Genomic DNA, 24,474 nt, shown 5'->3' on the forward strand with positions numbered 1-24,474 from the left:
GCAGAGAACGCGGAGAAAAAGAAGAAAACGGCAGAGCGTCTCTCTGCGTTCTCCGCGCCTCTGCGAGAAAAAATGCTCGGTCGTTCGGCCCGTCCAGACTTCCAGGAGACCCCGCGAGTGCACGACACGCTGCTGCTGTTCGGCGCCACCGGCGACCTCGCCGCGCGGCAACTGTTCCCCTCGCTGCTGCATCTGCTGCGCGACCGCCTGCTGCCGGAAGACTTCCGCATCGTCGCGGTCGCGCGGCACGCCTACGATGACGAAGCCTTCCGCGCCTGGCTCGGCGAGCGCCTGGCCGGCATCGAGAACGGCGCCGAAGTGCGCGCCGAACTGCTGCGCCGGACCGAATACGTCGCCGTCGACCTGAGCCAGCCGGAAGCGATCGCCCAGACGCTGCGCGGCTACGCCGATGGCCATCGCTGCGTGAGCTACCTGGCCACTCCGCCGTACCTGTTCGTGCCGATCGCGCAGGGGCTGAAGGGCGCCGGTCTGCTCGAGGAGCCCTCGCGCCTGGTGCTGGAGAAGCCGATCGGCAGCGACCTCGAATCCGCGCGCGCGATCAACGCCGCGCTCGGCGCCTGCCTCGGCGAGGACCGCATCTTCCGCATCGATCACTACCTCGGCAAGGCGGCGGTGCAGAACCTGCTCGCGCTGCGCTTCGGCAACACCTTGCTGGAGGCGGTCTGGCATCACCGCTGGATCGAATCGGTCGACATCCTCGTCGCCGAGACCGCCGGCGTCGACGGCCGCGAGAGCTACTACGCCGACTACGGCGCGCTGCGCGACATGGTGCAGAACCACGTGCTGCAGCTGCTGTGCCTGATCGCGATGGAGCCGCCGGCCTCGCTCGACGCCGCCGTGCTGCGCGACGAGAAGCTCAAGGTGCTGCGCGCGCTGCGGCCGTTCCGCGCCGACAGCGTGCTGGCCGATTCGGTGCGCGGCCGCTACGAGGCGGGCCTGGTCGACGGCGAGCCGGTGCGCGGCTTCTCGCTGCAGGCGGTGCAGGGCCGCGAGCCGGTCGAGACCTTCGTCGCGCTGCGCGCCTCGATCGACAACTGGCGCTGGGCCGGCGTGCCGTTCCGCCTGTGCACCGGCAAGCGCCTGGCCGAGCGCGTGACCCAGGTCGTGGTCACGTTCCGGCCGACCTCGCACTGGCTGTTCGAGAAGCCGCGCCGCGAGCGCGCCACGCCCAACCGCCTCGTGCTGCGCCTGCAGCCGCAGGAGAACGTCGAGCTGGAACTGATGAGCAGCCTGGCCGGGCCGGAATGGGGCGCGCTCGAACTGCAGGCGCTGCCGCTGGACCTGTCGATGCCGACCGTGCAGCGGCGCATCGCCTACGAACGCCTGCTGCTGGACGCGCTGAACGGCAATTCGACGCTGTTCGTGCGCAGCGACGAAGTCGAGGCGGCGTGGACCTGGATCGACAGCATCATCGCCGCCTGGCGCGAGGCGGAGACGCCGATCCTGCCGTACATGGCCGGCTCGTGGGGGCCGGCGGCGGCGGCGAATTTCCTGCCGCAGGCACCGGCGCGCACGCTCGGTGCGCAACGCGACCGGCGCGTCCCATGAGCGGTCCGGCAGCGACCGGGCCGGTGCTGCTGGCCGACGTCGGCGGCACCAACGTGCGCTTCGCGCTGGCCGACCCGCTGCGCGGGCAGCCGCTGCTGTCCGACAGCATCCGCCGCTATCGCGTCGTCGATTTCGCCACCTTCACCGACGCCGCGCTGGCCTACCTCGGCGAGTGCGGCGTGCGTGCGCGCCGCGGCGTGTTCGCGTTCGCCGGGCAGGTGCGCGACGGCGAGGTGCAGGTCACCAATCACAGCTGGTCGGTCTCGCGCGAACGCGTGCGCGCCGAATTGGCGCTGGCCCACGCGGTGTTCGTCAACGATTTCGCCGCGATGAGCCTGTGCGTGCCGCTGCTGGGCGCGAGCGACGTGCACCGCATCGGCGACGCGCCGCCGCCGTCGCTCGAGGGCACGCGCACGTTCGCCGTCGTCGGTCCCGGCACCGGCCTGGGCGTCGGCGCGCTGCTGCTGCGCGAAGGACGCGCCGCCGCGCTCGAGACCGAAGGCGGCCACACCAGCTTCGCGCCGCGTACCGAGGAGGAGATCGAAGTCCTGCGGCGCCTGACCGCGCGCTTCGGCCGCGTCTCGAACGAGCGCCTGCTGTGCGGCAGCGGACTTTCCAACCTGCACGAGGCGCTGGGCGAGATCCACGGCGTCCTCGACGGCACGCTGACGCCGGAAGAGATCACCCGGCGCGCCGGCGCCGGCGAGGATGCGGCCTGCGTGCGCGCGGTCGAGACGTTCTGCGAGCTGCTCGGCGCGGTCGCCGGTGACTTCGTGCTCGCGTTCGGCGCCTGGGACGGCGTCTGGCTCGCCGGCGGCCTGACGCCGCTGCTGCTGCCATGGCTCGAACGCGGCGGCTTCCGGCGCCGCTTCGAGGACAAGGGGCGCTTCACCGAAGCGATGACGCGCGTGCCGAGCACTGCGATCCTGCATCCGGACGCCGGCCTGCTCGGCGCGGCCGCGTTCGCGCTGCAGGAGCCCGCGGCATGAGCGGCGCGGCTCGCGCGGACCGCGCCGTCGTGCACGCCGGCGCGGACGAGCGGGAATGGATCGCGGCCGCGGCGGCGTCGATCGCACGCGCACTGGGCGAGGCGCTGGCGGCACCGGGCGAGGTACGGCTGCTGCTGTCCGGCGGCACCACGCCGGCGCCGGTCTATCGCGCACTCGCCGCGCAGTCGCTGGACTGGTCGCGCGTGATCGTCGGCCTGGTCGACGAGCGTGACGTGGAACCGGAGGCCGACGGCAGCAATGCGCGCCTCGTGCGCGAATCGCTGCTGCGCGGGCAGGCCGCGGATGCACGCTTCGAACCGCTGCGCGCCGCCGGGCAACCGCTGGAGCAGGCCGTCGCCAAGGCCAACGCGCGCTGGCCGCTCGCGCCGGTCGCCGTCTGCGTGCTCGGCATGGGCGAGGACGGACACACCGCGTCGCTGTTCCCCGGCGCCGCCAACCTCGCCGCGGTACTGGCCAGCGACGAACCGTACGCCTCGATCGACGCCCGCGGCTGCGCCGTGGCCGGTGCGTTTGCGCATCGGATCAGCCTGACGCCGGCCGGCATGGCGCAATCGGCGCATCGGCTGCTGCTGATCCGCGGCGCCGACAAGCGTGCCGTGTTCGAACGCGCGCTGAAGGAGGGCGAGGCGGGCGAGCTGCCGGTGCGCGTCGCGCTTGATCTGCCGGGCGAGCCGCTCCACGTGTATTGGTGTCCCTAGAAACGATCGGCGGCGTCGTTTCTATTTTTTTCTCCCGTTTGCGGGAGACGGTGACCGGAAGAGTCGGTTGAAGGAAGTGTGAGAGGCCGTCTCCAGTTCTCCCTCACCCGCGCCTGCGGCGCGACCTCTCCCGCGAGCGGGAGAGGTGAATGGCCCATATCGCCGCGCCGCTCTCGCGCACGCGTCGAACAGCAGCGGCAACGGTACATTTCTAGAACGGTAGATTTCCAGAACGGTACGTTTTCATCACGGTACGTTTCCATGAGGAAGACAACGGCTCCCATGCACCCACGCCTCGAACAGGTCGCCGCGCGCATCCGCGAGCGCAGCCGCGACAGCCGCCGCGCCTATCTCGACCAGGTCGAAACCTCGCGCGCGCGTGGCCCGCATCGCGCGCATCTTTCCTGCGGCAACCTCGCGCACGGCTTCGCCGCGTGCGGCAGCGGCGACAAGGACGCCTTGAAGAACGGCGTGGCGCCGAACATCGGCATCGTCACCGCCTTCAACGACATGCTCTCCGCGCACCAGCCGTTCGAGACCTATCCCGAGCACATCAAGCGCGCCGCGCGCGCCGTCGGTGCGACCGCGCAGGTCGCCGGCGGCGTGCCGGCGATGTGCGACGGCGTGACCCAGGGCCGCGTCGGCATGGAGCTGTCGCTGTTCTCGCGCGACGTGATCGCGCAGGCGACCGCGATCGCGCTCAGCCACGACATGTTCGACGCCGCGCTGCTGCTCGGCGTGTGCGACAAGATCGTGCCGGGCCTGCTGATCGGCGCGCTGTCGTTCGGTCACCTGCCGTTCGTGTTCGTGCCCGCCGGGCCGATGCCGTCGGGCATTCCGAACAAGGCCAAGGCCGAGGTGCGCGAGCGCTACGCCGCCGGCCAGGCGACGCGCGCGGAACTGCTCGAAACCGAATCGGCCTCGTACCACGCGCCGGGAACCTGCACCTTCTACGGCACCGCCAACTCGAACCAGATCCTGCTCGAGGCGATGGGGCTGCAGCTGCCCGGCGCCTCGTTCGTCAATCCCGGCACGCCATTGCGCGACGCGCTGACCGACGCGGCCACCGCGCGCGCCGCCGCGATCACCGCGCTCGGCGACGACTACCGGCCGATCGGCCGTCTCGTCGACGAACGGGCCATCATCAATGCGATCGTCGCCTTGCTCGCGACCGGCGGCTCGACCAATCACACGATCCATTTCGTCGCCGTCGCGCGCGCGGCCGGTCTGGTCGTCACCTGGGAGGATTTCGACGCGCTGGCCGAGGTGGTGCCGCTGCTCGCGCGCATCTATCCGAACGGCGAGGCGGACGTGAACCATTTCCACGCCGCCGGCGGCACGCCGTTCCTGCTGCGCGAGCTGCTCGACGCGGGTCTGCTGTTCGACCTCGACACCATCGCCGCCGGCGGCATGCGCGCCTACGCGCAGGAGCCGCGGCTCGCCGACGGCAAGCTCGCCTGGGCCGATGCCATCCCCGCCAGCGCCGACGAGGCGATCCTGCGCGCGGCGGCGAACCCGTTCGAGGCGACCGGCGGCCTGCGCCTGCTGCGCGGCACGCTCGGCAGTGCCCTGGCCAAGGTCTCGGCGGTCAAGCCGGAATACCGTCGCATCGAGGCGCCGGCCGTCGTGCTCGACGATCCGGGCGAGTTGCGCGCGCGGCACAAGGCCGGTGCGCTGCCGCGCGATTTCGTTGCGGTGGTGCGTTACCAGGGGCCGCGCGCGAACGGCATGCCGGAGATGCACAGCCTGATGCCGCTGCTCGGCATGCTGCAGAACCAGGGCAGGCGCGTCGCCCTGGTCACCGACGGCCGCCTGTCGGGCGCCTCGGGCAAGGTGCTGTCGGCGATCCACGTGACCCCGGAAGCGGCGCTCGGCGGCGCCATCGCCTGCGTGCGCGACGGCGATACGGTCGTGCTCGACTGCGAGCGCGGCCGGCTCGACCTCGCCATCGCCGAGGACGAATGGCGCGCGCGCCGTCCGGCGCCGAATTCCGCGCCGGCGGGACAGGACCTCGGTCGTTCGCTGTTCGCGTTCAATCGCGCGAACGTGGGTTCGGCCGACGAGGGCGCGCTGTCGATTTCCTGCGGTCCAATTTCCCCGCGCGACGATCGGAAGCGCGGCACCGAAACCGAATACGACGTCGGACGGTTGACTGCGCACGCGCCGTTCGAAGCGAAGGACGCGTAGCCGTTGCAGCTAGCGGCGCCCAGCGGCGGAAAGCCGTTGCAGCAAACGCCGCAAGGGCTCGCGGTACTGCTCGCCGAGTTCCTTGTGCCGTGAATGAATGGCCTGCGCCCTGGTGGCCAGTTCGCGCGCCGGCGCGAGTTGGCCGAGCGCGAGCCGGCACTCGGCGAGCGCGATCTGCGCTTCGGCGATCTCCTGGCTCATCGGCAGCAGCAGTTCTTCGCGCGCCGCCAGCGCCCGCTGCAGCGGCTGCAGCGCGCCGCTCGCATCGCCCATGCCGGACAGGGCCAGTCCATCGAGCAGGTCGGCGCTCGACGCCTGTCTTTTGAGATATCCGGCCTGGCCGCTGCCTTCGATTTCCGCACGCGCGTTGGCGACCGACCGTCTCGCGCCAGCGAAGTCGGACGAACGCAGATGGAGCTTCGCTTCGAGCAGCCAGCGGGTGACCTCGCGTAGCGTCGAGTGCGCTTGCGCATCGCCACTGGTGGCGAAATCGTCGAGTGCTTGCCGCGCCTGGTCCACGCGGTTCTCGGCCAGCGCAAGGAATCCGCGCAGGCTGGCGACCCAATCGACGGTTTCCATGGATGGTTTCTGGCCTGCCGCCGCGCGCACCGCGGCGTCCTCGTCGATCGCCGCGCGCGCTTCCTCGTAGCGCCCGGCCTCGATTTTCGCCAAAGCGATGGAGCCAAGCGCGTCCGCCAGCCCGATTTCCTTGAATACGCGTCGGCGATACATCGCCACCGCCGTTTCAAGATCGGCCAGCCCCGCGTCGAGATCGCCAGCCGCGGCCAGGGCCCTGCCGTGCTCCTGGAATGCCCATCGGCGATCGTTGTTGTCGGGATCGGAATGCGCTACCGCTTGTGCCTTGGCGGTCGCCAGCAGATCGATCCCTTCGCGCGTGCAACCGCTCCAATACGACGCCTTGCCAAGCATCACTCGCGCGGTAGCCGCGTGCAGACTGTCTTCTCCACGCGTGTCGAGCGCGTTTGCCAGGGCCAGGCGCGCGTTGCGCTCGGCGCCCGCGAAATCAGGCAGTGCCAGCAGCATGTCGGCCAGATCGCGGTAGGCGGTCATCAGGTAGGTTCGCCCGCCCGGCTCGGCGTCGTACATGTCGATCGTGCGCCGCAGCGAGGCGATGCCCTGGCCTAGACTGCCACTGCGGCTCTGCTGCAAGCCCAGTTGGTACCAGGCGACGGCCAAGTCCCGCGACGGCGGAAACGCCTCGAATACCCGCACCGCGCGGCGCGCGCTGTCGAGTGCGTACGGGACGTCGATATAGCCGTAGAAATACGCCTGCACGACCAGCAAGTTGCCGCGTGTCGCCGAAGTCTCGTCGCCGTTGTCGTCGAGAATCGCGCGCGCTTCGCGCAGCAACGATTCGCCTTCCCTCGCCGCGCTGGTCGAGTACAAGGTGCCGGCGAGATCGGTCAGCACGCCGGCCAGCTGAGGGGAATGCGCGCCGTAGAGTTTGCGGGTGATTTCCTCCGACTGGCGCAGCGTGCGAATACGCTCGTCAGGCATCCACAGGTCGTCGTAGAGGTCGATCAGCAGCTGCAGCACGCCGAGTTTCGCCTCCGGCGCGTCGGCCATCGCGGTATCGATCTTGCGTGCGCCGAGATCGAGCAGTTCGCGCACCGTGGTTTGGCGGGCCTTGACGGGATCGCCTTGCGCGCTCGAATTGGCGCGGAAGATGTCGCGCAGGAAATCCTGCACCGCCGTGGCGGTACGCGCTTCGCGTTCGGCGCGCCGCGCCTGCCAGACGGTGCCGGCCAGCCCGGCGCCGAGCGCGAGGATCAAGGCGACGACGCCGGCCACCACCCAGCGATAGCGGCGCAGCAGGCGGCCGAACACGTACAGGCGCGCGCCGCTGCGCGCGGCGACCGGCTGATTGCGCAGGTGGCGTTCGACGTCGGTGCGCAGCGCGTCGACCGTCGCGTAGCGATGTGCCGGCTCCTTGCGCAGGGCGCGCGCGACGATCGCGTCGAGATCGCCGCGCAGGAGGCGTGCCGGCACCGGTGCGTCGACCAGGGAAAGCGCGGTCGCGCTCGGCTTGGGCGTGTTCGGATCGGCCAGCGCGCGCATCGCGCGCATGATCGGAAGGCCGTGGACGGGCGATGCCTTGGCGCCGGTGAGCAGTTCGTACAGCAGCAGGCCGAGCACGTACACGTCGGTGGCCGTGGTCACCGGCTCGCCGACCAGCTGCTCCGGTGCGCAGTAGTCCGGCGTCAGCATCATCTGCGTGGTGTCGCTCGAACGGCCGAACGCCGGATCGAGCAGCTTGGCGATACCGAAGTCGAGCAGGCGCACGCGGCCGTGTCCGTCGACCAGGATGTTCGACGGCTTCAGGTCGCGGTGCACGATCAGGTTGCGATGCGCGTAGGCGACTGCCGCGCAGGCCTGCAGGAACAACTCCAGGCGCAGGTTCCTGTCGGCGCCGTGCTCCTCGCACCATTGCGTGATCGTCCGGCCTTCGACGTATTCGAGCACGGCCCAGGGGCGGCCGTCGTCGGCGACGCCGCCGTCGAGCAGGCGTGCGATACCCGGATGGTCGAGCCGCGCGAGAATGCTGCGCTCGGCGTGGAAGCGCTCGATCTGCGCGACCGCTTCATGACGCAGCAGCTTCAGCGCCGCGCGTTGTTCGAAGCCGCCGATCGCGCGCGACACTTCGTAGACCTCGCCCATGCCGCCGCGGCCGATCGCGCGCACCACGCGCCAGGCGCCGAAACGGCTGCCGGCGAGGAGGTTCGGCGCTTCGACGGCGATCGCATCGATCTTGAGGCGCGGGATTTCGAGAAATTCCGCCGCGGCATCGTGCGCGCGCAGCAGCGCAGCCAATTCGTCGCGCAGGGCCGCATCGTCCGCGCAGCGCTGTGCGACGAACGCGTCGCGTGCCGACGCGGGCACGTCGCACGCCTGCGCGAAGAGATCTTCCAGACGCTGCCAGCGCTGCCCTGACATGGGGTCGCTCCCTCGCTCCCGCCTGGTAGCGAGCTTGGACGCGCCCCGGCATCCCGTCAATGCGATGCGTCGCGGGTCGCAAGGCGGCGCGCCACCGGCCAGTCGCGGTTGGAGCGACCGGCGGAATCAGGCATCCTGAGCATTCGACTCGTCGCATCGCGCGACCGGCATCGCCGATCGCCTCTGCGCTGCTTCATCTTCCTCCGACTTCAGCGCGCTTTCCCATGAAAACCCATTCCGATTTCCAGTCCAGCCAGGACACCGCGATCAGCGCCCTGCGCGCCGCCGGCGTGCTGCCGGTGGTGACCGTCGATTCCGCGGCGCAGGGCGTCGCGATCGCGCGTGCGCTGGCGCAGGGCGGCCTCGGAACCATCGAAATCGCGCTGCGCACGCCGGCCGCGCGCGACGCCATCGCGGCGATCAAGCAGGAACTGCCCGAGGTGATCGTCGGCGCCGGCACCGTGCGGGTGCCTGAAGACATCGAACGCGCGCGTTCGGCCGGCGCGGACTTCCTGGTCACGCCGGGCACGACGGCGGCGCTGGCCGAGGCGCTGGTCGAGTCGCGCATCCCGGCGACGCCGGCAGCGGCGACGCCGAGCGAGCTGCTCGAACTCGCCGCGCGCGGCTTCCGCATCGCCAAGCTGTTCCCGGTCGGCGCACTCGGCGGGCTGAAATTGATCCGCCTGCTGCAGGGACCGCTGCCGGACCTGCTGCTGGCGCCGAGCGGCGGCATCACCGAGGCCGAGACGCCGGAGTACCTGGCGCAGCCGAACGTGGTCTGCGTTGGCGGCTCGTGGATGGTGCCGCGCGACTGGCTCGCGGCCGGGAAGCACGACGAGGTCGCCGCTGCGGCGGCGCGCGCGCGGCGTCTGGTCGACGCGGCGGCGCTGGCCTAGATCGGAAGATTGCCCCGCACTTCTCCCTCTCCCGCTGGCGGGAGAGGGCTGGGGTGAGGGCAAGCTTGAGATGTCGTTGCGGATTTCCCTCACCCGTCGCGCGGTGCGCGCCGACCTCTCCCGCACGCGGGAGAGGTGAACGCGTCCAAGTGCGGATCGCTTGCACTTCTCCCTCTCCCGCTGGCGGGAGAGGGCTGGGGTGGGGGCAGGCTGGAGATGTCGTTGCGGATTTCCCTCACCCGTCGCGCTGCGCGCGCCGACCTCTCCCGCATGGGGAGAGGTGAGAGCACCAGAGCGCGGATCGCGCGAAATCTTCCCTTTCCTGCCGGCGGGAGAGGTGAAGGCATTCGATTGCGGATCGCGCGCACTTCTCCCTCTCCCGCTGGCGGGAGAGGGCTGGGGTGAGGGCAAGCTCGAGATGTCGTTGCGGATTTCCTTCGCCCGTCGCGCGGTGCGCGCCGACCTCTCGCGCACGCAGGATAGGTGACGCTGACGGAACCTTTCAGCGCTGCGGCGCGGGTTGCACGATCACGTCGGCCGGCAGGCTGTGCACGACCAGCTCGCCGTTGCGCCAGCTCAATGCCTTGCCGTCGAGCCGCGCCTTGCCGCCGACGTATTCCTTGGGTGCGGCGAAGACGAAGCCGCCCGGCGGCTTCGCCCCGGTGTCGGCAATGCGCAGGCGCAGCGCGTCGCCTTCGCGCTGCAACGAATAGCCGAGCTTGCCGTACGGCGTGTGCAGGTTCTCGATCGCTATGCCTTCGCCGGCCAGCCATTCGGCCGGCACGCCGGCGGCGAGCACGAGCGCGCGGTCGCTTTCGCGCTCGTAGGCGAACAGGTCCAGTGCGGAGCGGATGAAATCGGACGCCACCCAGCCGTGCGGCATGTCGCCGATGAAGCGCGATTCGCGCGGCAGGCGGCCGACGACCTCGGCCCACTGGTTCCATTCCGCCGGACGGCGGTCGCGCATGAACCCGTCGATCGCCTCGTGCGCGCGCTCGCGCCAGCCCAGGCGCACGAAGGTGCCGACGCTGCGCCATTCGTACGGCGTGTAGTCCTTCCACGTGGCCGAGTCGCGACGCTGCGTGAACTGCTGCCAGTAGCGCTCGAACGTGTGGTGCAGCAGGTCCTGCGGCAGGTGCGCCTGTTCGCCGCCGGGCGACAGCGCGATCGTGGTCGAGGTGGCGTCGAAGTCGCCGAGCTCGGCTGCGCCGGGCAGGTAGTCGATGCCGTGCATCGCGACGGCGGTGCGGATCGAGGCGTACAGGTCGTCGCGGAACTGGTCGCGCGAGCCCGCCAGCCGGCGCGCGTCGTCGTCGCGGCCGAGCGCCCTGGCGAGGTCGACCGCGTCCTTGTAGCCGGTCAGCGCCCAGAAATCGTCCCAGTACGAATGCATCGGCTTGGCCGAATAGCCCTCGTGGCTGATCGAGGCCGGCATCAGACCGTAGAACGCCCGACGCTCGCCGCTGCGGTTGGCCGGCGTGCGTTCGCTCGCGCGCAGTTCGTCCATGTAGCGCGCGGCGGCGTCGACGTGCGGCCACATGCGGTCGAGCAGGGCGCGGTCGCCGCCGTAGCGCCACACTTCGGCGACGAGATGGATCAGCTCGCCGTGGCTGTCGTTTTCCGGTACCGGATCGGAGCCGCGCCGGTCGATGCAGCACGGCACCTTGCCGTTGGCGAACTGATACGGCGCGTACCATTCCAGGTAGTCGCGCGCGACGTCGCCGCGGCCCAGGCGCAGCAGAGCCTCCGAGGTCATCGCGCCGTCGCGGATCCACGAGCGCGCGTAGGCGCGCGTGCCGGGCCGGATCGCCGCGCCGTCGCGATTGATCAGGATGTGCGCCAGCGCCGTACGCAGCGTATCGGCGAGCGCGCGGCCCTGCGCAGGCAGGTGCAGCACGACGCGATCGAGCTTGTCGCGCCAGTCCTGCGCGGCCCTGTCGCGCAGCAGGCGGTACCAGCCGTCGGCGGTGATCTGGAACGCGTCGGCCTGCGTGGCGCCGTCGAGCGGCATCTGCAGCACGACCGTGCGCTGCGCGCCCGCCGGCAGCTCGACACGATAGAGCAGCACGCCGGAAGCGAAGCCGGTATCGTCGCGCACCGCGTTCGTCTCGGGCAGCGTGCCGTCGGCGAGGCGGTCGACCGCCATGCCGGCGTCGAACGCGCTGGCGCGGAAGCCGTCGACGTGGTCGAGCGGATAGACGCGCGGCTTGCCGTCGACGTAGACCGCTTCGCGCGCGCCTTCCGACGGCTTGCGCCAGGCCAGCTCGCGGATCGGGCTGATGCCGCCGGGCGTGTTGAGGAACTGCACCGACGGATTGACCTGGAACGGCCGCAGCGCCAGCGCCAGCACCAGCGAGCGCGGCGTCGCGTCTTCGTTCTTCAGCGTGTAGCTCGCGTACAGATTCGAGCCGTTTACCGCTGGAGCGGTTCCGGCGTTCGACGCGGCGAACGTCTCGACCTCGAGCGCGAGCCCGTCGCGGCGCCAGCCCACGCGCGGCACCGGCAGATAGCCGTCGAGCAGGCCGTGCGAGATGTCCACGTCGGCCCAGCTCAGCAGGCGGCGCTCGCCGGTGCTCGAATCGAGCAGGAACGGCTCGATCGAGAATCCGCCGCGCGCCACTTCCAGCGCGCCGTCTTCCGAGAACAGGCCGGTCTCGTGGCCGCCGTCCGTACCGACCACGGTCCAGTAGGTCTGCTCGTCGTAGAAACCGCGCGGGTAGCGGCCGCGTGGCGCGGCCTTGGCGAGTTCGGCGAAGAACGAATTGGCCGAGGCGCCGAAGGCGAGATCCTTTATCTCCACTTCCGCGAGCGCGTAGCCCTTGTGCGGGCCGTCGTGCAGGCGCAGGCGCAGGTAGCGCGCTTCGGATTCGGGCAGGTGCAGCGGATCGACGCCGCCGTTGCCCTGCGTCACGCGGCGCACGGTGCGCCAGCGTTCGCCGTCGTCGGAGAGGTCGACGTCGTAGCGCGAGGCGTGGGAGCCGTCGGCCCAGCGCAGGAGGAGGCCGCCGAATTCGCGCGACGCGCCCAGATCGAGCGTCAGCGACTGCGCGCCGCCGCCGCGGCTGCGCCAGCTCGTGTCCGCGTCGCCGTCGACGGCGTTCGCCGCCGGCGCGCCGTTTTGCTGCGAGCTGGCCCGGGCCAGCGGCCGCGGCCAGCTCGCCGGCGCCGGCGGCAGCTCGCGCAAGGTCAGCTGCTCGAAGCAGACCGAGCCACGGCCGCCGTTGCCGGCGTAGACCGTGAATTCGACGCCGTCGCTGTGGCGCAGCGTCCTGTCCTTCGTCGGCCCCCAGGCGAAATCGACGTGGCGGCGCTTGTAGCGCTGTTCGCGCCATTCGCGCGGGAAGGCGAAGTCGGGCCGGTTCACCCACCAGACGTTGTCTCCGGAGGCATCGGCGAGCTTGAACTGCAGCGCGTTGTCCGCTCCGTCGCCGCGCACGCGAAAGGAGAACTCGTAGTTGTCCGGGTAGTCGATCGGCAGCTTGCGCCGCATCGCGGCATAGCCGGAAACGCCGTGGAAATCGAAGTCGAGGCAGAGCGCGTTCGCGTTGCCGTCGCGCAGCGGGCGCAGCCTGGCCTCGACCTGGTCGGAGGCGACCGCGGTCCAGGCGGAGGCGTCGTCGAAGCGGTCGAGCTGGCGAGGTTCGGTCGCGTCCGCCAGCATGGGACAGAGAAGGAGCGCAGCCGCGATGCCGATCCTCATCCCTTCACGCTCCCGAGCAGCAGGCCCTGGATGTAGTGCCGCTGCAGCACGAGGAACAGCAGCAGCACCGGCAGGATCGTCACCACCGAGCCGGCCATCATCAGTTCGTTGTCCTGCACGTGTTCGCGCGAGAGCGCGGCGAGCGCCACCGGCGCGGTCTGCCAGGCCTGGTCGCTGAGCACGATCAGCGGCCACATGAAGTCGTTCCAGCTGGCCAGGAAGGTGAAGATCGCCAGGGTGACGACGATCGGCTTCAGCAGCGGAAGCACGATCGTGGCGAAGATGCGCGCTTCGCCGGCGCCGTCGATGCGTGCGGCCTCGAGCAGGTCGTCGGGAATCGAGCCGGCGTACTGGCGCACCAGGAAGATGCCGAACACGCCGGCCATCATCGGCACCACGACGCCGCCGTAGCTGTTGACCAGCCCCAGCCATTTCATGATCAGGAACAGCGGGATCATCGCCACCTGGGCGGGGATCACCAGTGCGCCGAGCAGCACCTGGAACACGCGCTCGCGGCCGGCGAAGCGCAGCTTCGCGAACGCGTAGCCGGCGGCGAGGTTGAAGGCGAGCGAGAGCAGGGTGGTGGCGACCGCCACGCCGAGGCTGTTGAGCAGGTAGCGGCCCATGCCGGCGCGCTCGAACAGTTCGCGGTAGTTCTCCAGCGTCGCCTGCGCCGGCAGCAGCGGCGGCGGAAAGCTGCTCGCCTCGCCGCGATGCATGAACGAGACCGACAGCATCCACAGCAACGGGAACAGCGCGACGAAGGCCATCGCGACCAGCAGGCCGTTGACGGCGGCGCGCTGCCAGAGGGAGTTCTTCATGCGTAGCCTCCGCGCCGGCCCAGGCGCAGCAGCAGCCGCGTCACCAGCAGGATCAGCGCGAACAGCAGGAACGCGATCGCCGAGGCGCGGCCCAGGCTCCACCACTTGAAGCCTTCCTCGTACATGAAATACAGCACGCTGACCGTGCTCTGCAGCGGATCGCCCTGGGTCATCACGTACGGTTCGGCGAACAGCTGGAAATAGCCGGACACCGTGATGATCGACACCAGCAGCAGGGCCGGGCGCAGCATCGGCAGCGTGATGTGGCGCAGGCGCTGCAGGAACGAGGCGCCGTCGATCTGCGCCGCTTCGTACAGGTCGCCGGGAATGCTCTGCAGCGCGGCCAGCAGGATGATCATGTTGTAGCCGAAGTTCTTCCACACCGCGAACGCGATGATCGCCGGCATCGACCAGTGCGGATCGCCGAGCCAGTCGATCGGCGCGATGCCGAAATGCGCGAGCGTGTAGTTGATCAGGCCGTAGCGGGTGTGCAGCAGGTAGCGCCAGATCACCGCCACGGCGACGATCGTGGTGACCACCGGCGCGAACAGCGCGGTGCGGAAGAAGCCCTTGAAGCGCGCGAGCCTGGAGTCCAGCAGCAGCGCGGCGCCGAGCGAGGCGGCGATCGACAGCGGCACGCCGACGCCGACGAAGTAGAACGTGTTCAGCAGCGACTTCCAGAACAGCGGCGTGCGCAGGATGTCGAGGTAGTTGCCCAGCCCGACGAAGCGCAGGTTGTGCAGGTCGGCCAGCGCGTACAGGTCGAAATCGGTCAGGCTCAGCGCGAAGGCGGCCAGCACCGGCACGAAGAAGAAGCCGCCGATGACGATCAGCGCAGGGCCGACGAACAGCCAGGCGGCGCGGCGCTCGTTCATCGCGCCGCCTCGTGCGCGAGCATCCAGCGGCGCTTGTCGAGAATCTCGTCGGTGCGCGCGTCGAGCTGGCGCAGCACGGCGTCGACCGGCTGCCCGCCGCGCACGGCGCGCTCGGCGGCCAGGCGCAGCTCCTGCGCGATGCGCTCCCATTCGGGCACCTTCGGCGCCGGCCGGGCGCGCTCGAGCTGGTCGCGGAACGCGCGCGCGTACGGATCGCCGGCGAGCGCGGGCGCCGCCCAGGAACTGCGTCGCGGCGGCAGGTCGCCGCACAGTTCGTGCAGGCGGCGCTGCTGCTCGGGCGCGGAGAGGAATTCGATCAGGCGCCAGACTTCGGGTTTGCGTTCGGATCCGGCGAACATCACCAGGCTGCTGCCGCCGGCGACGGCGGCGCCGGGGCCGTCCGGGCCGGGCAGGGGCGCGGTGCCCCACTGGTCCTGCAGCGCCGCCGGCAGGCGGCGGCGGAACTCGCCGACGTTCCACGGCCCGGTGATGTAAAAGACGTAGAAGCCGGCGGCGAATTCGTCCCAGACGTTGGAGATCTGCGTCGCGCTCATCGGCGGCGCCCAGTCCTGGTGGAACATCTCCAGGTAGAACTCGAACGCGCGGCGGAAGCCGGCACTTTCGAAATTGCCGAGCGTGTCGTGCTCGCGCAGCAGCGGATCGGGCATCTGCACGGCGAGGTTGAGCAGCGGCTCGTACTCGTTCAGCGGCAGCAGGATCGCGTATTTGTCCGCGCCGGCGTTGCGCTTGATCGCGGCCAGCGCGCGTTTCCATTCCGCCCAGTCGCGCGGCGGTTCGGCGAAGCCGGCCTGCGCGAGCAGGTCCTTGCGATAGAACAGCAGGCGCGTGTCGACGTACCACGGCACGCCGTAGAGGCGGCCGTCGAGCACGTTGGTGTCCCAGATGCCGGCGAAGTAGTCGTCCTGGCGCACCACGGGCGATGCGTCCACGTGCGCCTGCAGCGGCTCCAGCGCACCGAGCGTGGCCAGCTCCGGCACCCAGGTGTTGCCGAGCTGGGCCAGGTCCGGCAGAGCATCGCCGGCGAACGCGGTCAGCAGCTTCTCGTGCGCCGCGGTGAGCGGCAGCGCCTGCACCTCGACGCGGATGCCGGGATTGTCGCGCTCGAAGTCGGCCAGCAGCGCCGGCACCACCTCGGCCTCGCGTCCCATCGCCCAGAATTTCAGCACGGTGACGTCTGGGTCCGTGCGCGTGCAGGCCACCAGGGAAAGCAAGGCGAAGAAAATGGCGGCGTGGAATCGCCCGATGTGGAACGACCTCCGCACGATCTCGGCGAGGTCATGCCCGCGAAAGCGGGCATCCATCGAAAGCGGCGACTCGGATTGCGGCTTTGCTCGCGCTACGCGCCCGCCCTTCGGGCCGGCCCCGCCGCTCGCCCGCTGCGCCGGCCGCCGCGGGAGCGACGAACCTGCGCGCGGGGCCGCTTCGCCCCTCATTTCGCCTTCTTCGCCGCCGGAGCCTTCGCGCTCCCGCCTTCCTCGAGCCAGCCGCCGGTGAAGCCGGCGCGTTCCAGGCCCTTGCGGATGTACGGGTTCTTCTTCATCACGTTCCAGACGAAGTCGTCGCGGTAGTTCTCGATCATCGCGATGATCGGCCCCTGGTCGATGCCGATGTAGTCGCTGGCGACCCAGCCGAAGTTCGGGATCAGCTGGCCGGACTTCAGCGGGATGTCGTAGTTGAAGCTCGGATTGAAGGCGTCGAGGAAGCCGTACTTGGAATAGATCTGCGCGCCGTAGAGGCGGTGCATCTCCTCGACCGCCGGAATCACGATTTCCGGCGCGAACGGCAGCGAGGCCGCGGCCGCGGTCGGCGCGATGGTGCCGTCGTCGAACGCGTCGGCGAGGCCGGCGCCGCGCGCGGAGTAGTGGCGGAACTCGCGCAGTCCGCCGCCGTAGTCGAGGTTCGCGCCCTGCGGGCCGTCGCTCGCGGTCAGGCCCCAGATGTTCTCGCCGTACAGCTTCCAGCCCATCGGGTTGGCGATGGCGTAGGCGCGCTGCGCGTAGGTGGCACGGCGGCTGTTCTCGAAGTAGTCGAAGCCGCGCTCGCGCATGTAGGCGTCGCGGATGCCGCGGAAGTCGATCCAGACGTGCGAGTACTGGTGACCGAACTGCGGCGCGAAGCCGAGATATTCCTGCTCGTGGAAGGTGCCCCACGCGCGCGCGTAGGTCTTGGTCCACGCCGCCCAGGCGTCGCTGCCGATCGCCTGCGTCGGCGAGCCGAGCGCGAGCACGTAGACCAGCATGCCTTCGTTGTAGCCCTCCCAGTCGAACGGAATGTAGCCCTGCTTGGGATACCAGCCCATCGAGATCAGCGGCGGGCGCGCCTGCATCCACGGCCATTCCACGCGCCGGTAGAGCGTGTCGGCCAGGCGCCGGATCTCGGCCTCGTCGGCGGACGGAGCGTCGAAGTAGGACTGCGCGAACAGCACGCCGCCGAGCAGCAGTGCGGTGTCGACCGAGGACAGCTCCACCCATTCGTCGAAGCGCGCGCCGGTCTTCATGTCGATGAAGTGGTAGAAGAAGCCGCGGTAGCCGGCCATGCCCTCGTTGCGCGAGCCCTGCGGCAGGCCTTCGAGCGTGCGCAGGGTCAGCAGGGTGCGCTGCGCCGCCTGCTCGCGCGTAACGTAGCCGCGCTCGACGCCGATGCCGTAGGCGGTCAGGCCGAAGCCGACCGCGGCGACGCTGGAAAACGCCTCGGTATACGGATAGCGATCCGGAATCAGGCCGTTGTCGGGATCGGCGGTGTCCCAGAAATAGTCGAAGGTGCGCCGTTCGATGTCGTCGAACAGCGGCGTCAGCTGCGGGCGCAGCAGCGGCGTGACGGCGACGGGAGGCGCTTCCGGTTCGCCGTGGCAGGCGCCGAGCAGGGCCGCGGCGAACAGAAGGGGGAGCAGTCGGGAGAGCGGATGTCCGTTGCGAAAGGGCACTGGAAGAAACTGTCGGCGGAAAGGGCGAAGGAAAAGCAGGGCCGGAAAAATCCGGCCACCCGATTCCCTGGGCGGCCGGTTCCCGAGTGTGCGCCACGGCGGCGTCATCGCCGTGGCGATTGCATCAGAAGCGCACTCCCATCGTGAACTTGATCGTGCGCGGCACGGTGAACATGTTGCCGTTCTTGTTGACCGGCGCGTAGCCGACGAACTGTCCGTTCGAACCCCAGTTGGTGATGTAGTCGGAGTAGTTCTTGAAGTTGAAGAAATTGATCGCGTCGAGGCGGAAGTACATGCTCAGGCCGCCGGTGAGGTCGATGTTCTTGTTCACCGCGAAGTCGATCTGGCGCGTGCCGAAGATCGGTCCGCCGAACAGGAAGCTGGCGCCGTGCGGCGTCACCGCGGCCGGCGTGCAGTGGGTGGTCGGATCGTAGCAGGCGATGTCCGACAGCGGCCGCGGCGTCGACAGGGTCAGCTTGGCGGTGTAGGTCAGGCCCCACGCGCCGTCGATGCTGCCGACCGCGACCAGGCGGTGCTTGGACACGCCCGAGGACTGCAGCCACGGATAGTCCTTGATGTCGGGTTCGTCGAGCGCGTAGTTCTCGCCGGACTTGCGGTTCTCCTCGGCGTCCGTGTAGGTGTAGGCGACCGAGGCGTACCAGCCCGATTCCTTCGTATAAGGCTTTTCCAGCGAGAGCAGCAGCGAATTGGACTTCGTCTGGACGCCGTTCTTGCCGAGGATCAGCGAGCCGAAGCCGGGAATCGGGAAGCCCCACGGCTGGCCGCCGCTGCCGGGCAGCCAGAACGACCCGTCGGGCTGGCGGTTGCCGAGCACGAAGGCGAAGCCGTCCTTGCTGACGATGCGCGACACGATCACGCTGGTGTTCCATTCGCCGACCTTGTTGCGCATGCCGATGCTGAACTGGTCGGAGTAGGGGACCTTGAGATTGTTGTTGATCAGGTTGATCTCGCGGCCGCCGCCGGTCGCGCTGACCAGCGAGCGCAGGTTGTTGATGTCGTAGAAGCGCGGATCCCAGTCGAAGCAGTTGGGCTGCGTCGTGTCGCAGGCGCGGTCGGCCGAGTTGAAGCGGATCTCGTAGGTCGGGAAGGTCGCCTTGGACTGCTCCAGCTGCAGGTAGTCGAAGCTGTCGCGGTCGTAGGAGCGGCCGGCACCGCCGACGATCACGTGCTGCTCGTCGGCGTCGAGGTCGTAGGAGAAGCCCACGCGCGGCTGCCACTGGTCCTTCGGCGCCTTGCGGTTGTTGCCGGTGCTGATGTAGTCGTCGATGTTGATGCCGGAATTGGGATTGTTGATGTTGCCCCAGCCGCGCAGCGCGGAGACGACGTCGGGCGGCGTCACGTAGTTCAGGTACGAGGGCGTCTTCTCGTAGTCCCAGCGCACGCCCAGGTTCAGGGTCAGGTGTTCGTTGACGATCCAGTCGTCCTGGAGGTAGAGGCCGAACTGCTTGTTCTCCGATTCGGCACTGCCGTTGCCGACGCCGGCCAGCGGCACGCCGAATCTCGCCTTCCATGGCAGGTCCGCGGCACCGCCGGACGTCACGTCGTAGAAGAACTGCGGATTGGCCGGATTCATCTCCTGCGTCTGCAGCTTCACTTCCTTGTACTTGAAGCCCATCTTGACCAGGTGGTCGCCGTTCCAGTGCAGGTCGGTCAGGCTGAAGTCGTCCTGGATCGCCGGCCCCTTCTGGCCCTTGTTCTGGAAGCTCGCGCCGGCGCCGGTCTCCAGCAGGGTCCGGTCCTGGCTCAGCGGGTTCGTGTAGATCCGCGCGATGCCGTTGTTGAGCGGGCGCGGACCCCACTCGGCGTCTTCCCAGGTGATGTGCAGGTCGTTGATCCAGCGGTCGGCGGTGTGCTGCCAGCGCAGGTCGGCGCGCTTCTCGTCGTTGACGATGTCCACGCCGAACGACGGCGCGCGCGTGCCGCCGACGTTGTCGCGCTGGGCTTCCTTGCGGTACTTGCCGGTCAGCTCGATCAGGTCACGGTCGGTGGGCTGCCAGTCGATCTTGCCGAAGTACAGATCTTCGGAGAACGGCTGCTCGGCCGGCCCGATGGCGTCGGCGACGCCCGGCGGCAGCGGGCCGGGCAGCGGCAGTTCGCCGGGCACGACGGCGACCGGCGTGACGTAGTCCTTGGCCTCGTAGGTGAAGAAGAAGTGCGCCAGGTCCTTCACGATCGGGCCGCCGATGGCCAGGCCGTATTCCTTGTCCGGCGTCTCGAGCTTGCGGCCGGAGGAAATCTCCGACGGGTACTTCGAGCGCCAGGTGTCGCTGGTGTAGTTGCCGAACACCTCGCCGTGGAACTCGTTGGTGCCCGACTTGGTCACCGCGGTCACCGCGGCGCTGCTGAGCTGGTCGTACTCGGCCTTGTAGTTCTGCGTGATGACCTTGTACTCGGAGATGCCCAGCTGCGGGAACGGGTTGCCGCGGCTGTTGTCCTGTCCGCTGATGCCGCCCTTCAGCACGTAGCCCTTCTGGCCGACGCCGTCGACGTAGACGTTGATCGCGTTGGCCGACTGCGCGCCGCTGCGCAGCGAATAGGTGCCGTTGGCCGGATCGCGGTTGAAGGCCATGCCGGGCACGGTGTCGGCGAATTCGAGGAAGTTGCGCGTGACCTGCGGAATGGTGTTGATCTGGCGCAGCGAGATGGTGTCGCCGATCTCCGAGGTCTTCACCTCGGCCAGCGCGTTCGCGGTGACCGTGACGCCTTCCAGCTGGGTCCCGCCCGAGGGGGCCGGTTCGCCGCCGGCGAAATTCAGCGTCGCCGTGGAGGCGACGGCGAGGGTCACCGTCCTCTCGGTGCCGGGACCGGCGCTGACGCGGTAGGTGCCGGGCGGCAGGCCGGCCAGCGAGTAACTGCCGTCGGAGGTGACCATCGTGCGGCGGGTCAGGCCGTTGTCGACGTTGGTCGCGCTGACCTCGGCGCCGGCGGTGGCCTGTCCGCGCAGCGTCGCGTTGGTGCTCTGCGCGAACAGGCTCGGCGTCGCCGCGCAGAAGCAGCCGGCCAGTGCGCCGGCCAGCAGCTTGCGGGACAAGGTACGGGACTTGATGTGAATCGCTTTCATCGTGTGCTCCTCTCCCCGGAGAGTCTTCGAGTCGTGATGTCTTGCGAAACGAGGCGGACGGTTGCGAGCGCGGCCCGGACCTCAGCTGGTATCGGCGTGCGGACGTGCGCCGCTGGATTGCCGCGCGACCAGGCTGCACTCCAGCTCGCGCGCGAGCCGCGGCTGGCTGCGGCCGTCGATCACCGAGGCGAGCCGCTCGAGCGCCTGCGCGCCGAGATCGGCGATGCGCACGCGCACCGTCGTCAACGGTGGGCTGACGAAGCGCGCGATCGGAATGTCGTCGAAGCCGGCGAGCGCGATGTCGCCCGGCACGTCCAGGCCGGCTTCCTTCAGCGCGAACAGGCAGCCGATCGCCATCATGTCGTTGGCGGCGAAGACGGCGTCCGGGCGCGGATCGAGCCGGGACACGTCCAGTCCCGCGCGATAGCCCGATTCCTCGCTGAAGTCGCCCTGCAGCACCTGCGGTGCCTGCTTCGGCCGCTGCTTGGCGAGCGCGTCGCGGTAGCCGCGCAGTCGCTCGTCGGCGTCGAAGTTGTTCGGCGGCCCGGCGACGAAGGCGATGCGGCGATGACCGCATTGCACGAGGTGCTCGACCATGGCGCAGGCGCCGCCGTAGTTGTCGATCGACAGCGACAGATAGTCGCTGCCGCCCACGCGCGTGTTCATCAGCACGGTCGGCAGGGCGGCAGGGAGGTTTTCCGCCAGCGTGCCGGCGTCGGCGTGCGGCGACATGATCAGCACGCCGTCGACGCGCCCGCGCAGCGCGCGCAGCACTTCGCCGACCTCCGACGCGGAACCGTGCGAGCTCGACACCAGCAGGTGCAGGCCGCGCGCGCGTGCGGCGGCGTCCATGCCGCGGATCAGCTCGGAGAAGAACTCGCCGTGCAGGTCGGGCAGTACCGCGCCGACCGTCTGCGTACGCTGCGTGATCAGGCTGCGCGCGGCGCCGTTGGGCATGTAGCGCAGGCGCTCGGCGACCTCGACGATGCGCTGGCGCGTTTCCGGGGTGACGCTGTCGTGGCCGTTCAGGGCGCGCGAAACCGACGCGACCGATACGCCGGCCGCTTTCGCCACGTCTTTGATCGTCACGCTCAAGAGGCCGATCCGTCCCGCGGATGTAAACGTTTACATCATGCGGGACGGTTAAAGCGCTTGTCATGCTGCGGTACAGCAGCCGAAGGCTTCGGGCCGCGCGCGGCGACGGAGAAAAGCGTTCCCGACGAGGCGGAGCCGATGACGGTCGTCCTCGGCATGTCCGACACGCGCGTTCCGCAAATCCTCCGCCTGCGGCGAGCCCGGCCGGATGAAGGGAACCTACCTGCCATCCGCCCGGCGGCAGCAAGGAGCCTTATTCCGCAATGATTGTGCGAGCGAGCGCGGCATCCTGTTCCGGAGAGCCGCCCGATACCCCCAGGCCGCCGAGCAATGTCCCATCGTCGTCGAGCAGCGGAACTCCGCCGCCGACGAGCAGCAGGCCGCCGCTGTGGACGTGATCGAAATGCAGCAGCGGCTCGCCCATCCGCAACGGAGCGTTCAGCGCTTCGGTGGGAGCCTGGAACATGACCGACGTGCGCGCCTTCGCGATGGCCAACTCGTTCGACGCCAGCCACGCGCCGTCCATGCGCGAGAACGTCACCAGGTTCGCGCCGCGGTCGAGGATCGCGAAGACCGCCTTCATGCCGGCTCCTTCCGCCGCGGCGCGGCCGCGCGCCACGAGTCGATGCGCGTATTCGAGCGTGACGTCAGGCATTCTGGGTCCACTCCGTTTCCTGCCACTGCCTGGCCACGTCGATGGTGGCCAAGGGGCGCATGGTGCGATAGAGATGTTCCTCGGCCGGAATGATCTCGACCATCGCATCGATCATTTCCCGGGGATCGAACTGATCGGCAAGGGCGCCCGCGAAATCCGGCATCGGAACGACGGCACGTCCGGCGTCGTACCACTGGACGTGGCTCTCGGCGCCGGTGTCGTTGAAGCCGGTCCCGAACACGCCGGGATTCACGGTCGCGACCTTGATGCCGTAAGGCGCCAGCTCGGCTTTCATGGAGCCGGCGATCGCCTCGATCGCGTGCTTCGTGGCGCAGTACACGCCGACGAACGGAATGACGAGGATGCCTCCCATCGACGAGGTCCACACCACCTTGCCGGACTTGCGCGCCACCATCTTCGGGACGATGCCCTGCGCCAGCTGGAGATGCCCGAAGACGTTGATCTCGAACGACTCGCGCACCCGCCTGAGCGGGATGTCGACGACGGAACCGCTTTCCATCACGCCGGCGTTGAGCACGAGCACGTCGGGGTCGTAGCCCGTGGCGTGCGCAATGTCGATCTCGTCGAGGAGGTTGAGCTTGATGACGTCGAGCGTCACGCCGGCTTCCGCGGCGTCCGCGCGCAGGCTGCGCACCTGCGGCCAGGTTTCGGCGGTCGCGACGACTTCGTGCCCGCGGCGGGCGAGCTCGATCGCCGCGCCGCGACCGAAGCCGGAGCTGGCGCCGGTAATCAGGATTTTCTTCGCCATGGTTGCGTTTCCTTCTGTGAGTGTCCGAATGCCTGCCGCGCGGGAGATCGGAAGGGGTGCGCCGGACTCCGACCGTCGATGTCCACCTGCAATGCGGGCGTGCGGTTTGCCCCGGCGGTCCGTCAGTAGCCTATGGAACGTTGAATGTTGAAACAATATTTCCAATACTTAATGTCAAGATGAGCAGAATTCATCAAATGAAGATCGGCGATCTGTCGGCTTTCAGCGCTTTCCTGGCCGTGGCGGAACATCGCAGTTTCCGCGCCGCCGCGATCGAGCTCGACATCACTCCGCCGGCCATCAGCCACTCGATCAAGACGCTCGAGAAACGCCTCGGCACGCGCCTGTTCAACCGAACCACGCGCAGCGTGTCCTTGAGCGAGGCCGGGGAACGCCTTGCGGCGAAACTGCGTCCGGCGATGGGTGCGATCGAGGAGGCGGTGCAGGAGATCGAAGGCCGCCGCGAAACGGCATCCGGCACGGTTCGCATCAACGCCAGCGAGGGCGCCATCCGGATGGTCCTGAAGCCCGTGCTCGCGCACTTCCTGCGTGAGCATCCGCAGATCCACCTCGACATCGTCAGCGACGGTCGGTTGAGCGACATCGTCGCGCACGGTTTCGACGCCGGCATTCGACTGGCGGAAGCCGTACCGCGGGACATGATCGCGGTGCCGATCGCCGAGGAAGCGCGCTTCGCGGTTGTCGCCAGTCCTTCCTATCTGAAAGCGAGAGGGCGGCCGCGCGTGCCGCAGGAACTGCACGACCACGACTGCATCCGGTTCCGCTTCGAAAGCGGCGCGATCTACCATTGGGAGTTCGAGCGCCGTGGCATCGCCGAAAGAATCCACGTCTCCGGCCCGCTCACGCTGACCGACCAGCCGCTGATGGTGGAAGCGGCGATGGACGGCATCGGCATCGCCTTCGTGCCGGAGCATCTGGCGGCGAGCGGACTAGGCGACGGTCGCCTGGAGCGGCTGCTGGAGGACTGGTGCCCGCCTTTTCCGGGGTTGTGTCTCTACTATCCCGGTCATCGGCACGTTTCCCCCGCGCTGCGCGCACTGATCGACGCATTGAGCCGGGAGCGGCTGCGTTCCTGAGCGCAACGCGCGCGAATGCCGATGCCGGCATCGGCATCGGCGTATCGGTTTGATGCAGCGCTTGTGCCTTCTTCTTCGCGACTGTGCATCGGCGCGGGAAGCCCTTCCTGATGGAAAGGCG

The 24,474-nt window shown here is 69.2% G+C and carries 16 protein-coding genes; 6 read left to right on the forward strand and 10 right to left on the reverse strand.

The annotated features are described in order from the left end of the window. The first annotated feature begins 117 nt into the window (after nt 1–117). From zwf to edd, 4 genes are all read left to right on the forward strand, one after another. Nucleotides 118–1,569: a glucose-6-phosphate dehydrogenase gene (gene zwf / locus ACFO6Q_RS13310; protein WP_380021592.1), complete on the forward strand. Its 1,452-nt coding sequence runs from the start codon at nt 118–120 to the stop codon at nt 1,567–1,569. Next, nucleotides 1,566–2,558, forward strand: a complete 993-nt coding sequence (glk, locus tag ACFO6Q_RS13315) for a glucokinase (RefSeq protein WP_380021593.1) — start codon at nt 1,566–1,568, stop codon at nt 2,556–2,558. Before zwf ends, glk begins: the two co-directional genes overlap by 4 nt. Further along, nucleotides 2,555–3,277 (forward strand): 6-phosphogluconolactonase, encoded by a 723-nt coding sequence (pgl, locus tag ACFO6Q_RS13320; RefSeq protein WP_380021594.1) that lies wholly within the window; start codon nt 2,555–2,557, stop codon nt 3,275–3,277. The genes glk and pgl overlap by 4 nt, the downstream gene beginning before the upstream one ends. 282 nt (nt 3,278–3,559) lie before the next feature. Then, on the forward strand, nt 3,560–5,464 hold the full coding sequence (edd, locus tag ACFO6Q_RS13325; RefSeq protein WP_380021595.1) for a phosphogluconate dehydratase: 1,905 nt from the start codon (nt 3,560–3,562) through the stop codon (nt 5,462–5,464). A 9-nt stretch (nt 5,465–5,473) separates the two neighbouring features. On the opposite strand, the gene ACFO6Q_RS13330 is transcribed toward edd, so the two are convergent. Further along, nucleotides 5,474–8,419, reverse strand: a complete 2,946-nt coding sequence (locus tag ACFO6Q_RS13330; protein ID WP_380021596.1) for a protein kinase domain-containing protein — start codon at nt 8,417–8,419, stop codon at nt 5,474–5,476. Nucleotides 8,420–8,643: 224 nt separating this feature from the next. Here ACFO6Q_RS13330 and eda point away from each other — a divergent pair, with 224 nt between their 5' ends. Next, on the forward strand, nt 8,644–9,315 hold the full coding sequence (gene eda / locus ACFO6Q_RS13335; protein WP_380021597.1) for a bifunctional 4-hydroxy-2-oxoglutarate aldolase/2-dehydro-3-deoxy-phosphogluconate aldolase: 672 nt from the start codon (nt 8,644–8,646) through the stop codon (nt 9,313–9,315). 502 nt (nt 9,316–9,817) lie between these two features. On the opposite strand, the gene ACFO6Q_RS13340 is transcribed toward eda, so the two are convergent. The 9 genes from ACFO6Q_RS13340 to ACFO6Q_RS13380 all read right to left on the reverse strand — a co-directional run bounded on the left by ACFO6Q_RS13340 (nt 9,818) and on the right by ACFO6Q_RS13380 (nt 23,256). Continuing rightward, the gene (locus tag ACFO6Q_RS13340) at nt 9,818–13,015 is read right to left on the reverse strand and encodes a discoidin domain-containing protein (RefSeq protein WP_380021598.1); all 3,198 of its coding nucleotides are present in this window, start codon (nt 13,013–13,015) and stop codon (nt 9,818–9,820) included. After that, entirely contained in the window at nt 13,012–13,836 is an 825-nt protein-coding gene (locus tag ACFO6Q_RS13345; protein WP_380021599.1) for a carbohydrate ABC transporter permease, read from the reverse strand. The genes ACFO6Q_RS13340 and ACFO6Q_RS13345 overlap by 4 nt, the downstream gene beginning before the upstream one ends. Then, nucleotides 13,833–14,711, reverse strand: a complete 879-nt coding sequence (locus ACFO6Q_RS13350) for a carbohydrate ABC transporter permease (RefSeq protein ID WP_380021600.1) — start codon at nt 14,709–14,711, stop codon at nt 13,833–13,835. Before ACFO6Q_RS13350 ends, ACFO6Q_RS13345 begins: the two co-directional genes overlap by 4 nt. Further along, nucleotides 14,708–16,033 (reverse strand): sugar ABC transporter substrate-binding protein, encoded by a 1,326-nt coding sequence (locus tag ACFO6Q_RS13355; RefSeq protein WP_380021601.1) that lies wholly within the window; start codon nt 16,031–16,033, stop codon nt 14,708–14,710. Before ACFO6Q_RS13355 ends, ACFO6Q_RS13350 begins: the two co-directional genes overlap by 4 nt. A 128-nt stretch (nt 16,034–16,161) precedes the next feature. Further along, complete coding sequence (locus ACFO6Q_RS13360) at nt 16,162–17,622, reverse strand: glucoamylase family protein (protein ID WP_380022205.1); 1,461 nt, start codon at nt 17,620–17,622, stop codon at nt 16,162–16,164. Nucleotides 17,623–17,779: 157 nt separating this feature from the next. After that, entirely contained in the window at nt 17,780–20,737 is a 2,958-nt protein-coding gene (locus tag ACFO6Q_RS13365) for a TonB-dependent receptor (RefSeq protein WP_380021602.1), read from the reverse strand. An 81-nt stretch (nt 20,738–20,818) separates the two neighbouring features. Continuing rightward, nucleotides 20,819–21,832, reverse strand: a complete 1,014-nt coding sequence (locus tag ACFO6Q_RS13370) for a LacI family DNA-binding transcriptional regulator (protein ID WP_380021603.1) — start codon at nt 21,830–21,832, stop codon at nt 20,819–20,821. A gap of 253 nt (nt 21,833–22,085) precedes the next feature. After that, nucleotides 22,086–22,487: a GlcG/HbpS family heme-binding protein gene (locus ACFO6Q_RS13375; protein WP_380021604.1), complete on the reverse strand. Its 402-nt coding sequence runs from the start codon at nt 22,485–22,487 to the stop codon at nt 22,086–22,088. Beyond that, nucleotides 22,480–23,256 carry an SDR family oxidoreductase gene (locus ACFO6Q_RS13380; RefSeq protein WP_380021605.1) on the reverse strand — a complete coding sequence of 259 codons (777 nt, stop codon included), beginning with the start codon at nt 23,254–23,256 and terminating at the stop codon, nt 22,480–22,482. Before ACFO6Q_RS13380 ends, ACFO6Q_RS13375 begins: the two co-directional genes overlap by 8 nt. A 197-nt stretch (nt 23,257–23,453) precedes the next feature. Here ACFO6Q_RS13380 and ACFO6Q_RS13385 point away from each other — a divergent pair, with 197 nt between their 5' ends. Further along, nucleotides 23,454–24,353 (forward strand): LysR family transcriptional regulator, encoded by a 900-nt coding sequence (locus tag ACFO6Q_RS13385; RefSeq protein WP_380021606.1) that lies wholly within the window; start codon nt 23,454–23,456, stop codon nt 24,351–24,353. Nucleotides 24,354–24,474 lie beyond the last annotated feature (121 nt).

The sequence above is a fragment of the Dokdonella ginsengisoli genome, from assembly GCF_042652785.1.
Classification (GTDB): Bacteria; Pseudomonadota; Gammaproteobacteria; order Xanthomonadales; family Rhodanobacteraceae; genus Dokdonella_A; species Dokdonella_A ginsengisoli.

Coding starts and splice junctions, on each gene's coding strand:
- ACFO6Q_RS13380 (WP_380021605.1), bottom strand. CDS start 23,256: ATGGCGAAGAAAATCCTGATTACCGGCGCCAGCTCCGGCTTCGGTCGC.
- ACFO6Q_RS13375 (WP_380021604.1), bottom strand. CDS start 22,487: ATGCCTGACGTCACGCTCGAATACGCGCATCGACTCGTGGCGCGCGGC.
- glk (WP_380021593.1), top strand. CDS start 1,566: ATGAGCGGTCCGGCAGCGACCGGGCCGGTGCTGCTGGCCGACGTCGGC.
- edd (WP_380021595.1), top strand. CDS start 3,560: ATGCACCCACGCCTCGAACAGGTCGCCGCGCGCATCCGCGAGCGCAGC.
- eda (WP_380021597.1), top strand. CDS start 8,644: ATGAAAACCCATTCCGATTTCCAGTCCAGCCAGGACACCGCGATCAGC.
- ACFO6Q_RS13365 (WP_380021602.1), bottom strand. CDS start 20,737: ATGAAAGCGATTCACATCAAGTCCCGTACCTTGTCCCGCAAGCTGCTG.
- pgl (WP_380021594.1), top strand. CDS start 2,555: ATGAGCGGCGCGGCTCGCGCGGACCGCGCCGTCGTGCACGCCGGCGCG.
- ACFO6Q_RS13340 (WP_380021598.1), bottom strand. CDS start 13,015: ATGAGGATCGGCATCGCGGCTGCGCTCCTTCTCTGTCCCATGCTGGCG.
- ACFO6Q_RS13385 (WP_380021606.1), top strand. CDS start 23,454: ATGAAGATCGGCGATCTGTCGGCTTTCAGCGCTTTCCTGGCCGTGGCG.
- ACFO6Q_RS13355 (WP_380021601.1), bottom strand. CDS start 16,033: ATGGATGCCCGCTTTCGCGGGCATGACCTCGCCGAGATCGTGCGGAGG.
- ACFO6Q_RS13350 (WP_380021600.1), bottom strand. CDS start 14,711: ATGAACGAGCGCCGCGCCGCCTGGCTGTTCGTCGGCCCTGCGCTGATC.
- ACFO6Q_RS13345 (WP_380021599.1), bottom strand. CDS start 13,836: ATGAAGAACTCCCTCTGGCAGCGCGCCGCCGTCAACGGCCTGCTGGTC.
- ACFO6Q_RS13330 (WP_380021596.1), bottom strand. CDS start 8,419: ATGTCAGGGCAGCGCTGGCAGCGTCTGGAAGATCTCTTCGCGCAGGCG.